The following is an 11,507-nucleotide window of genomic DNA, read 5'->3' as shown; positions in this document are numbered from 1 at the left end:
CGTGATCCCGGGCATCGGCGGCTCGCAGCGGCTGACCCGGGCGATCGGCAAGGCCAAGTCGATGGAACTGTGCCTGACCGGCCGGATGATGGGCGCCGACGAGGCCGAGCGCGCCGGCCTGGTCTCCCGGATCGTCCCGGCCGACCAACTCCTCGACGAGGCACTGAATCTGGCCGGGGCCATCGCGGCGATGTCGACGCCGGCGGCCGTGATGATGAAGGAGAGCGTCAACCGCGCCTTCGAGACGACCCTGGCCGAGGGCGTGCGCTTCGAGCGCCGGCTCTTCCACGCCACCTTCGCCACCGCGGACCAGAAGGAGGGCATGACGGCCTTCGCCGAGAAGCGCCCGCCGACCTTCGAGAACCGGTGACGCCGCAGGTCCGCCGATCGGCTCCCCGACCGGCGGACCACCCCGGACGGACCGCAGGCGGCACACGCTCCGGACCTGCTCGCGGAACCTGGGTGTGGACCGACCGATTCCCTCTGAGCGGGCCGCGCAGCTTGATCCTCGGTGTCCTCACCAACCAGGATGATCTTCGGTGGCCGCACCGTTGGCCGAGCGCGCCGGGCCGGGTGGGGTGGGCGGGGCCCGGACCGCGGACGGCGCGGTCCGGGCCTGCGGTTCGCCTGCCGGCTCACGAGCCGGCGGTGGCCGCCTGCAGGGTGGTGGCCATCACCGGGCTGGTGAAGGTGTTCGTGGCGTTGCCCTTGGCGGGGTGGTAGGAGCCCCACTTGAGGTAGTCGCGGTCGCCGTCCCAGGTCGTGCCCTTGAAGGTGCCCGAGCCGGTGGTGAACGTCTGCTTCACGCCGTCGAACCAGAAGTCGATGGTGCCGTCCGTCCGGCCCAGGCGGATCTTCAGGGCGTAGGAGTGCCACGTGTTGTTCGTGGTCTGGGCCGTCCAGAGGGAGTGCGCGACGTGGTCGAGGTCCCACTCCTGGAGGCGGACGCGCCCGTTGAGGATGTCGATCTCGATCGGGTGGTTGGCCGTGTCGGCGCTGGGCGAGCACTTCAGCTGGAAGACGTACCGGCTGTCGGTGTCCTCGATGTTCGCCTTGGACGACCAGCCCAGGTAGAAGGTGTCGCCCTCCTTCAGGTCCGGGCCGAGCGTCTCGCAGCGCTCCTCCCCGGCGGCCTGGAAGGCCCGCCACACGTTGCCCTTGACCGCGTCCTTGACGACGCCGAAGTTGCCGGAGGCGCACTGCACGGCCGCGAACGACGACGCGCCCTTGCTGGTGCTCGGGGTCCACAGGACCTTGCCCGGGCCGGCGGCCGAGGCCGCCGGGCCGCAGGTGATCGCGAGGGTGCCGAGGGTGCCGAGGACGGCGGCCACGGCGGCGGCCTTGCGGTGGTGGGACAGAAGGGACATGCCTCTCCCGGGGGGTGAGTGACCGACATGGGCGGTGCGCGGCGATTCGACCACCGACCGGCCCGCCGGGGAAAGACGGAACGGCCGGCGGAAGGTCCTTTCCGGACACCTTCGCCGGCCGCCCCGTCGACCTGAACCCCCGACCCGGGCCCGTCCGTTACGAGGCGCGCGGGTTCCCGTCCGAGGTGGCGTCCTCGTCGTACGAGGACGTGCCCTCGTCCAGCAGCGGTTCCTGGGTCCTGAGGTGCGCCGGCGCCAGCGCCCGCAGCGTGTGGTAGCCGGTGATGACCACCAGTGTGCCGAGCGCGATGCCGCTGAGGCTGAAGGTGTCGGTGAACTTGAGCGTCACGTTGCCGATGCCGATGATGATGCCCGCCGCGGCCGGCACCAGGTTCAGCGGGTTGCTCAGGTCCACCTTGGACCTGACCCAGATCTGCGCGCCCAGCAGGCCGATCATGCCGTACAGGATCACCGTGATGCCGCCGAGCACCCCGCCGGGGATCGCGGCCACGATCGCGCCGAACTTCGGGCAGACGCCGAACAGCAGCGCGAAGCAGGCCGCGGCCCAGTACGCGGCCGTCGAGTAGACCCGGGTCGCGGCCATCACGCCGATGTTCTCCGAGTACGTGGTGTTCGGCGGGCCGCCGACCGCGGTGGAGAGCATCGAGCCGATGCCGTCCGCGGAGATCGCGGTGCCCAGCTTGTCGTCCAGGTTGGTGCCGGTCATCTCGCCGACCGCCTTGACGTGCCCGGCGTTCTCGGCGACCAGCGCGATCACCACGGGCAGGGCGACCAGGATCGCCGACCACTGGAAGGACGGGCCGTGGAAGGTCGGCAGGCCGATCCAGTCCGCCTTGCCGACGCCCGACAGGTCCAGGCGCCAGTGGTCGGACATGTGCCCGCCGCCGTCCACCGAGTGGATCTTCCCGAAGACCCGGTCGAACAGCCAGGAGATCCCGTAGCCGAACAGCAGCCCCAGGAAGATCGCCACCCGCGACCAGAAACCGCGCAGGCACACCACGGCCAGACCGGTGAACAGCATCACCAGCAGCGCCGTCCACTGGTCCTGCGGCCAGTACACCGAGGCGGTCACCGGGGCCAGGTTGAAGCCGATCAGCATGACCACCGCGCCTGTGACGATCGGCGGCATCGCGGCGTGAATGATCCGCGCCCCGAACCGCTGGACCGCCAGGCCCACGAAGAACAGCACCACGCCCACCACGAACACCGCGCCGGTCACCGTCGCGCTGGTGCCGCCCTGCGCCCGGATCACCGCGGCCACGCCCACGAAGGACAACGAGCAGCCCAGGTAACTGGGCACCCGCCCCTTGGTGGCCAGCAGGAAGATCACGGTCGCCACGCCGGACATCATGATCGCGAGGTTCGGGTCGAGGCCCATCAACACCGGCGCCACGAAGCTCGCCCCGAACATCGCCACCACGTGCTGGGCGCCGAGCCCTACCGTGCGGGGCCAGGAGAGCCGTTCGTCGGGACGGACCACCGCCCCCGGCGCGGGCGTGCGCCCGTCACCGTGCAGCTTCCAGCGCACGCCGAGATCCATGGTGCATCGCTTTCTCTGTACTTCCGAAGATCTGTCCGCACCATTGTGGTGGCCCCCAGGGGTCCCGGCAGCCACCCGGCCCGCGCGTGAGCTGCGCGGACGTGTGGTAGGGGCCGCCGGGAGCAGCACCTCCGCCTCGCCCTCATCGGCGGCTGCGCGTTGCGAGCCCTCCAGGGCTGGTTACGACCTGCGCGACCGAGCCGACGCCCGGCACCGGCGACGGGTTGCAAGCCCTCCAGGGCTGGTTACGACTCGCCGGTTCGCGCTGCGGGCAGGGCGTGGTTCGCGTTGCAAGCCCTCCAGGGCTGATTACGACTCGGTCGCGGACGGCGGGGGTTCGGCAGCGCCGGGACGTTGCAAGCCCTCCAGGGCTGATTACGACCCGGCGAGCGGCCGGCGCCCCTGCGCGTCAGCATCCTGTTGCAAGCCCTCCAGGGCTGATTACGACAGGAGGGTGCGGATACCCGCCTTGGCAGTGCGGGCGGGTTGCAAGCCCTCCAGGGCTGATTACGACCCGAGGGTAAAGCACCAGGTCCGCGAGCGATGACGGTTTGCCTGTGCCGGCCGCGATGCGGCGACTCGGCGGTAGTGCATCACCGCAGGTCAGAGCGTTTTGGGCTTGAGGTGTTCCCGGGGCGACGCTGTTGTGGTGCCGGAGCGGCCGTGCTGCCGCAGCCCGTAGCACAAACAGCTGGCTATCGGTGCGAATTATGAGGAATGGAACGCTGATCGTTCGCATCCAACTAGCTTGCGGCGTGGCCAGGTTGCCTGAGATCGGTCGGGAGAGTGCGGTGCGGGTGAGGGTTGATGTGGTGCCGGATGCGCCTCGTGTGCCGTGGGAGGAGGTGCACGGGGCGGCGCGGGGTGTGGTGTACCGGTTGCTGAGCAGCCAGGACGAGGCGTTGGCGGACGCGTTGCACAACGAGGGGTGGCGGGGGAAGCCGCTGAAGCCCGTGGGGGTGGGGGGGCCGCTGTTCTTGGGGGCGCCGCGCACGAAGGGTGTGTACTCCACGTCGCAGGACGGCTCGGTGTGGTTCGGGTCGCCGGTTCCGGAGATCGCGTCGGTGCTGGTGCGCGCGCTGGCCGGGGTCGAGGAACTGGTCTGGGGCTCGACTCGGTTGCGAGTGCGCGGGATGGCCGTGGACATGGACGGCGTGCTGCCGGCTGGGGACGGGCCGGTGGAGTTGGAGACGCTGACGCCCGTCGTCCTCAAGCACGAAGACCGGAACCTGCTGCCGGGCGACGAGCACTACCTCGACCGCCTGCAGCACAACCTGGCGCACAAGGCGGACGTGCTGGGCCTGCCCGCCCCGCGCGGCCTGCGGGTGCTGGAAGCCGGCCCACGGCGGCGGTTCGCCGTTCGTGGGGCGCCGCGGATCGGGGCGCGGGTGCGGGTCGTGATGGAGGCCGATGGCCGGTTCGTGAACGCGATCCGCTCGTGGGGGCTGGGCCTGGACACGATCCAGGGGTTCGGGTGGGTGCGGTGACCGCTCTCGTGGCCACCGGTCACCCGTTGCAGAGGGCGGGCGCGTGGGCCGTGGCGGTCATCGCGGAGCGCGACGACCCGGACCGGGTGAGCCCGGCCGATCTGGACACCGTGTCCTCCGTCCTCGTGGCGGACGTGCTCACGGCCGCGGCGGCGCCCAAGGGCAGTGGCCGGTACGACTGGTGGAAGGTGCTGTTCGCGCTGTACCCCAACTCGAAGGCCACGCACAGCAAGCGGCCGTCCGACCGAGACGTCCTCAGGCCCGACATCGAACAGCTCTTCGCCCCGGATTCCCCGCAGGCCGCCCCGGTGAGGCCGTGCACCTTCTGCCACACGGGCACGGCCGCCGTCTGGGCGAAGACCAACCTGCCGCTATTCGACACCAACAAGGCCCTGAACACCCTGCCGCCCGGCGTTCCGGGCTGGCCGGTCTGCCGGGGGTGCCGGATCGCGATGTGGGCGCTGCCCTACGGTGCCTGGGTGACCGCCGGCTCGGCCACCGTGCTGTCCTGCGAAGAGCCTTCCGCCGAGCGGGAGTTCGCCCGCCGCAACGTCCGGCGCGCCCGCCGCGTCATGCAGGCCGGATTCACCGGGCTGCCCGCCGGGACCAGGCCCGAACGCGTCGTCCTCGCCGCGCTGCGGGACGCGAGCGACGGCCTGTGCGCGACCACCCTGTGGAGCTTCAAGAACGACAACCAGGAACCCTGGCTGCGCGTCACCCGCACCCGGCGCGCCGTCCCGGTCTTCCTCGCCACCGTCGACGGCAACGCGCCGCTGCGCCGCGGCTGGCACCTGCTGTGCCGCGCCCTGGCCCGTCCGGACGCCGGGAAGAGCGCGGAAGGGGAGGCGGCGCGGCTGCTGTTCGAGGCCGAGGACGGGCGCAGCCGCCCGCTGCTCGGGCAGCTGCACCGCCTCCTCGCGGAGGTCGACGACTCCTGGAGCGCCGCCGACCGCGAGGCCCTGGTCCGGCTCGCCTTCACCTACGCCGAGGAGGTCTTCGGAATGGAAACGGATCTGGAACCGGTCGCGACGCTGATCGTCGACTGGATCGCCCGGGGCAGCAGTCCGCGTGGGCTGCTGGCCGAGTACCGCAAGGCCGCGCTGAGCGACTACGAGCTCGGCTCGCTCCTGGTGAAGGCGTACACCCGCCTGCAACTGGACGGCAGCACGACCCCGCTGGCCGGGCCCGAACTGTGGAAGCCGCTGATCCAGCGCCAGCCGCGCGCCTGGGAGCAGCGGATGCTCCTGTTCGCGCAGGTGTCGGTGATGCTCCAGCAGCGGGGCGTCGTGGTCAGCGGCAAGGAGGCGGATCCGCGACGGGAACGCGAGATCGAGGAGCTGGCCGACCGGCCGGCGTTCGCACCCGGCCGTGAGGACGACGAGTACGACGGCCACCACCACTACGAGACGGAGCAGGCGTAAATGGCGTACCTGGCTGGAACGATGGTGCTCTCCGTGCAGGCGGGAGCACCCAACAACGGGCGCGGCGAGGAGACCATGTCCCGCGTCAAGTACGCGCGGATCAGGGGCCGCAAGCACCCGTACGTGTCCGCGCAGGCGGCGCGCCGCTGGATCCGGGAGACCATGGTCGAGCGCGGCTCGGTGCCCTCGCCCGTACCCGGGTCGGCAAGGCTCAGGGCAAGGCGCAGAAGGCCAACACGCAGGCCGATCCCGTCCGGTACGCGGACGACGACCTGTTCGGCTACATGCGGGCCGGCGCGAAGAAGGACGACGCTGCCACCACCCTGCGCGACAGCCCGTTCATGCTCGGCACCCTGATGTCCGTCGAACCCGTCCACCCGACCGAGGACTTCGGCGTCATGTCCCGGGGCGTGACCGAACCCGTCCTGCACGGCCACGAGTTCTACACCGCCGACCTCGCCGCGCCCTTCCTGATCGACCTGCCGAGGATCGGCACGTTCACCCTGCCGGGGGCGGACGGGGTCGGCCGGCCCAACTACCTCACCCAGGAGCAGGCCCTGCAGGTGGCGGAGGCCGCCGCGCTCGGCGCCACCACCGAGGTCTTCCGCGACCAGCCCGCCGTACGGCTGCCGCTGGAGGAACGCCGCCGCCGCGCCGCACTGCTGCCCGAGGCGATCGCCCACCTCAGCGGCGGCGCGAAGCAGGCCCTGCACTACGGCGACCGGGTGCCCGCCCTGATGGTCCTGGTCCCCTTCAAGGGAGGCGTCAACCCGCTGGGCAACGTGATCGACAGCGACCCCGACACGGGGGTGCGGGTGCGCGGCGACGTCCTCGTCAAGGAGCTCGAGGCGTGGGCGGGGGAGTGGGAGGCGCCCGTACGCATCGGCTGGCGGCCCGGCTTCCGCGACCAGGCGCGCGAGGACTTCGAGAAGCAGTGCGCGCGCGAGCTGGCCGAGGGCCTCATCGTCATCGAGCACCCGCGCACCGTCCTGCTCCGGCTGGCGGCCGACCTGCGCGAGGGCAAGCTCGACGACTGGTTCGACGACCCGGACCCGCGATGAGTCGAGTGCCGCCCGGTGGGGCTGCCCGAGCCCTCCGGGCCGTGCGGGATCTCCGGGCCCTGCGGGCTCTCCGGGCAAGGTTCTACGCCCCGGTCGCCTCGTTCAGGGACCCGCTGTTCCCCGGCATCACCCGCATCCTCCCGGTGCCGCCGCCCTCCACCGTCCGCGGGCTGCTCGCCGCCGCCACCGGCGCGTACACCGAACCCTTCGTCTTCGGCATGGCGGCCTGGTCGGAAGGCCACGGCATCGACACCGAGACGTACCACCCGATCGCCGCGGACGGCGGCAACCCCGCCGCCGGCGGCAGGGTCAGGGCCGTCAAGGGCGGCACGACGGCCAAGGACCGGCCCTTCCTCGCGGGCGTCCACCTCACCGTCTGGCTCCCCGGACCGGACGCCGACCGGTTCGCCCGGGCGCTGCGCCGGCCGCGCCACGGCCTGCGCCTGGGCCGGTCGCAGGACCTCCTCCACCTCACCGAACTCGCGCACGTCGTCCTCGAACCCGCCGAGCGGGCTGTCGTGGGCCACGCGCTCGCCCCCGCGGGCGGCCACGACGTGCCCTACGCCCACACCCACCGCCTCGCCGACACCGTCTCCACCGACCGCCTCACCACCAGCTGGTCGCAGTACCTGTGGTGCGACGACCCCGCAGGACCGGCCCCGGTCCGCGGTGCCCACCGCGAAGCACCCACGAACAACGAGGACACCCAAGCCGTATGGCTCCTGACCCCCTGACCACCCCGCCGCGACGGCGCGCCCTCACCGACCTGCGGGCCAAATCCCTCCCCCGTGACGACCCCGAACGGCTCACCGCCCACCTGCGCACCGTGCACGACACGGTCGCCCAGCTGGAAGCGCGCATCGGAGCCGCTGGCATCGTCGCCACCGAACCGCAGTTCTGGACCCGCGTCCGCGCCGCCGCCCTGCTGCACGACGCGGGCAAGATCGCCGAGCTGTTCCAGCGGCAGCTCGAACCCCAGGGACTGCCCTGGGGCGAGCGGCACGAAGTGCTCTCCCTCGCCTACGTCGACCTCCTGGCCACGGCGGCCGGCTGGAGCGGCGAGGAGCGCCTGCTGATCGCCACGCTCGTCGCCGGCCACCACCGGCCGCTCCACTCAGCCTCCTCCCTCGGGGGCGGCAAACCCGCGCTGGCCCGGCAGTACAACGAACGGACCCGCTGGGAGGAAGCCTTCGGCCACCTGCCCGGGCCGGGCGGAAGGCAGCCGCAGGTCCCGCGCGGCCTGCATCAGGAGTTCCTGGCCTGGCTGGCCGGCTACCTCGGCACCGAACCGACACCGCCCGGCCCGAACGACCCCGTGCTCGCCGACCGGGCCCGCCTGCTCCTCCAGGAAGTCCTCGCCGCCTGGCAACTGCCGGTGAAGGCACACCGGGGCCTGCTCGCCGCCCTGGGGCAGGGCGCGCTCACCCTGGCCGACCACGCCGGCTCCGCCCACGTGGACCTCCAGACCCACATGCCGCTGCCACCCGACTACCTCGCCCGGCTCCCGTACACCCCGCACCCGCACCAGCGGGACGCCGGTGGGACCGTGGGGCACCTCGTCCTCGTCTCACCCACCGGAAGCGGCAAGACGGAGGCCGGACTCGCCTGGGCAGCGCGGCAGTTGGCGACGATGCCGGGACTGCCGCGACTCGTGTGGACCCTGCCCTACCGGGCCTCGCTGAACGCCGCCAGGCGTCGCTTCCAGGACACCCTCCACCCGGCCGCCGGCGAGAGCCGGCCCGACATCGGCCTCCTCCACGGCGCCCTCGCCCGCACCCTCCTCACGGAGGCGCTGGAGGACGACTGCTGTTCCCCCACCAAGGACGACGCCCGCAAAGCCCGCGCCCGCGCCAACGCCATGCGCCTGTTCACCCAACGCCTGCGCGTCGCCACACCCCACCAACTCCTGGCCGCCGCCATCGCCGGGCCCACCCACTCCTCCGTCCTCCTCGAACAGGCCAACTCCCTCTTCGTCCTGGACGAACTCCACGCCTACGACCCGGAGACCTTCGGCCGCCTGTGCGCGGCGATGCGGCTGTGGGAGCAACTCGGCAGCAGGATCGCCGTCCTGTCCGCCACCCTCGCCCCGCCCCTGCTGGCCATCGTCGACGAGAGCCTCCACCAGCCCGTCACCTGCCATCGGGCCGAGCCCGGCACGGCACCGGTGCGGCACCGCCTGGTCATCGACGACCTCCCGCTGATGCACCCCGACAGCATCGCCCGCCTGGAGGACTGGCTCGACCAAGGCCACAACGTCCTCGTCGTCGTCAACACCGTCGCCACCGCGCAGGCACTCTTCACCGCCCTCGCCGACCACGCCCGGCAGCAGCACCCCGACGACCCGGACGTCGCGCTCCTGCTCCACTCGCGCTTCAAGAACGAGGACCGCGACGCGATCGAACGGCGACTGCTGGCGCGTCACCCGGAGCGGTCAGAGATGCCCAGGAGGAGCGGAGGCATCGTCGTCGCCACTCAGACGGTCGAAGTGTCACTGCAACTCGACTTCGACCGGGGCGCGGTGGAGAACGCCCCCATCGAGGCCGTCGCCCAGCGGGCCGGGCGGGTCAACCGCCGAGGCCTGCACCCGGACGGGCCGGTCGAGTTCCGCGTCCACCGCACCGAGAGCCACCGCCCGTACGACCAGGGCGCCGTGGACGCCGCCTGGTCGGCGCTGACCACGGTGGTGGAGGAGGGAGGCGCCACGCTGAGCGAGGAGGACATCGACCGCCTCCTCGCCCTCGCCTACGACACGGACTGGGGCCACACGTGGGCGACCAGGGCACGAGAGGCCCGCGACGGGTTCACCGCAGAGTTCCTGACCTTCACCGACCCGTTTCACGACCGCAGCGAACACGCGAGGTCCCTCGGTGAACGCTTCGACACCGTCGAAGTCCTCCTGCGCGACGACGCCGAGGAGTACCGACTGCTCGCCCTCGGCAAGAAGGCAGACCCCCTGCTCGCCGCAGGGCTCCTCATCCCCCTGCGCCACGGCCAGTTGAAGCAGTACAACGCCACCTTCGACCGCGCGCTCGGCATCCACCTGATCGACGGCCAGTACGACCCCGTCCTCGGGCTACGCCCACCCGCCGAGCCGGAGACCATCCTGTGAAACCCACCCCCTCCGACCCCGTCCACGACGCCCAGGGCCTCGGCGGCGTCCACATCAAGTACCTCCGCCACTGCCCGCGCCAACTCTGGCTCTACACCCGCGGCTACCGGCCCGAGGCCGGCAGTGACCTCGTCGCCTTCGGTGAAGTCGTCAGCGACACCACCTTCGCCCGCCGCCGGGACGTCGACCTCGGCGAAGCCCGCATCGACTGGGTCACCACCGGGGCCGTCGTCCACGAGACCAAGTCCTCCCGCACCCCCTCGCCCGCCCACGACGCCCAGGTCCGCCACTACTGCCTGCTCCTCGAACGCCGAGGCGTCAACGTGCGCGGCGGCACCGTCCACTACCCGCTCATCCGCCGCACCACCGACGTCCCCTGGAACGACGAGGCGCGCGAACAGGCCGAGAGCGCCGAGGACGAAGCCCGGGCCGTCATCGCCGCCACCGCACCCCCCGACCGCCAACCCCGCGCCGCCTGCCGCGGCTGCTCCTACCTCGACTACTGCTGGGGAACCTGATGCCCGCCGCCGGCCGCACCTACTGGCTCACCGAACCCTGCCGCATCCGCCGCCAGGACGACAGCATCCGCATCGAACGCGCTGACACCAGCCCCGTCCACATCCCCATCACCGACATCCGCGACCTCGTCGCCTTCGACCACGTCGACCTCAACACCTCCGTCATGTCCCTCCTCAGCCGGTACGGCGTCACCGTCCACGTCCTCGACCACTACGGCAACCACGCCGGACACTTCGCACCCGCCGAAACCATGTCCTCCGCCACCGTCATCCGCCGACAGGTCGAGATCACGGGCGACCCCGAACAACGCCTCCCCATCGCCCGCGCACTGCTCCTCGCCACCGCCGAGAACCTGAGCCGGGTCCTGGAATCCGACCTCCTCGACCCGGCACTCGCCACCCTGCGTGCCGCACTGCCGGACTGCCGTGACACCGATGAACTCATGGGCCAGGAAGGCAACTTCCGCCGCACCGCCTGGGCCGTCCTCGACACCCGCCTCCCCGCCTGGCTGCGCCTCAACGGCCGCACCCGCCGGCCACCCACCAACGCCGGCAACGCCTTCATCAGCTACCTCAACGCCCTCGTCTACGCCCGCGTCCTCACCGCCCTGCGCAGCACCCCGCTCCACCCCGCGATCGGCTTCCTGCACAGTGACACCGACCGCCGCCGCAACACCCTCGCCCTCGACCTCGCCGAACCCTTCAAACCGCTCTTCGCCGAACGGCTGCTGCGGCGGGCCGCGAGCCAGAAACAGCTCAAGCCGAGCGACTTCGAGACGGAGGTCGGCCGAGCGGCGCTCAGCACGGACGGTCGGAAGAAGATCGCCGCCCTCGTGCGGGACGAACTCGCGACGACGGTGTTCCACCGAGGGCTCAAACGGAACGTCAGCTACGAGGAGCTCATTCACCTCGAAGCGCTCAAGCTCGTCCGGCTGTGCCTGGAGGGCACCCCGTACAAGCCTTTCCGGCCCTGGTGGTAGCCG

General features: G+C 71.7%; 10 protein-coding genes and 1 CRISPR repeat array. Of the genes, 8 read left to right on the top strand and 2 right to left on the bottom strand.

What is annotated here, in order from left to right:
• The coding region (locus tag VM95_RS26000; RefSeq protein ID WP_045700871.1) for an enoyl-CoA hydratase-related protein at positions 1-370 on the top strand (370 nt) is incomplete at its 5' end.
• Between the two features lie 265 nt (positions 371-635).
• On the opposite strand, the gene VM95_RS25995 is transcribed toward VM95_RS26000, so the two are convergent.
• Positions 636-1,367 carry a polysaccharide lyase family protein gene (locus tag VM95_RS25995; protein ID WP_045700869.1) on the bottom strand — a complete coding sequence of 244 codons (732 nt, stop codon included), beginning with the start codon at positions 1,365-1,367 and terminating at the stop codon, positions 636-638.
• A 157-nt stretch (positions 1,368-1,524) separates the two neighbouring features.
• Positions 1,525-2,928, bottom strand: coding sequence for a uracil-xanthine permease family protein (locus VM95_RS25990; RefSeq protein ID WP_045700866.1), 1,404 nt, complete (start codon positions 2,926-2,928; stop codon positions 1,525-1,527).
• A gap of 158 nt (positions 2,929-3,086) precedes the next feature.
• Positions 3,087-3,442: a CRISPR direct-repeat array (repeat unit 29 nt; unit sequence GTTGCAAGCCCTCCAGGGCTGATTACGAC).
• A gap of 241 nt (positions 3,443-3,683) precedes the next feature.
• On the opposite strand from VM95_RS25990, the gene VM95_RS25985 reads away from it, so the two are divergent.
• The 7 genes from VM95_RS25985 (at position 3,684) to cas1b (ending at position 11,504) form a co-directional block, all read left to right on the top strand.
• Positions 3,684-4,415, top strand: coding sequence for a CRISPR-associated endoribonuclease Cas6 (locus VM95_RS25985; RefSeq protein WP_244178945.1), 732 nt, complete (start codon positions 3,684-3,686; stop codon positions 4,413-4,415).
• Positions 4,412-5,836 carry a hypothetical protein gene (locus VM95_RS25980; protein WP_208615532.1) on the top strand — a complete coding sequence of 475 codons (1,425 nt, stop codon included), beginning with the start codon at positions 4,412-4,414 and terminating at the stop codon, positions 5,834-5,836. Before VM95_RS25985 ends, VM95_RS25980 begins: the two co-directional genes overlap by 4 nt.
• Before the next feature lie 146 nt (positions 5,837-5,982).
• Positions 5,983-6,897: a type I-B CRISPR-associated protein Cas7/Cst2/DevR gene (gene cas7i, locus VM95_RS25975; protein WP_244178947.1), complete on the top strand. Its 915-nt coding sequence runs from the start codon at positions 5,983-5,985 to the stop codon at positions 6,895-6,897.
• A gap of 41 nt (positions 6,898-6,938) precedes the next feature.
• Positions 6,939-7,631 carry a CRISPR-associated protein Cas5 gene (gene cas5 / locus VM95_RS25970; protein WP_244178944.1) on the top strand — a complete coding sequence of 231 codons (693 nt, stop codon included), beginning with the start codon at positions 6,939-6,941 and terminating at the stop codon, positions 7,629-7,631.
• Positions 7,613-10,006 (top strand): CRISPR-associated helicase/endonuclease Cas3, encoded by a 2,394-nt coding sequence (locus VM95_RS25965; protein WP_045700858.1) that lies wholly within the window; start codon positions 7,613-7,615, stop codon positions 10,004-10,006. The genes cas5 and VM95_RS25965 overlap by 19 nt, the downstream gene beginning before the upstream one ends.
• A complete protein-coding gene (locus VM95_RS25960) occupies positions 10,003-10,524 on the top strand; it encodes a CRISPR-associated protein Cas4 (RefSeq protein ID WP_045700856.1) in 522 nt (173 codons plus the stop codon). Before VM95_RS25965 ends, VM95_RS25960 begins: the two co-directional genes overlap by 4 nt.
• Positions 10,524-11,504 carry a type I-B CRISPR-associated endonuclease Cas1b gene (gene cas1b, locus VM95_RS25955; RefSeq protein ID WP_045700853.1) on the top strand — a complete coding sequence of 327 codons (981 nt, stop codon included), beginning with the start codon at positions 10,524-10,526 and terminating at the stop codon, positions 11,502-11,504. The genes VM95_RS25960 and cas1b overlap by 1 nt, the downstream gene beginning before the upstream one ends.
• Positions 11,505-11,507 lie beyond the last annotated feature (3 nt).

Origin of the sequence: Streptomyces rubellomurinus, assembly GCF_000961885.1 — a bacterium.
GTDB lineage: Bacteria > Actinomycetota > Actinomycetes > Streptomycetales > Streptomycetaceae > Kitasatospora > Kitasatospora rubellomurina.
This window is presented reverse-complemented; position numbering and strand designations above follow the sequence as displayed.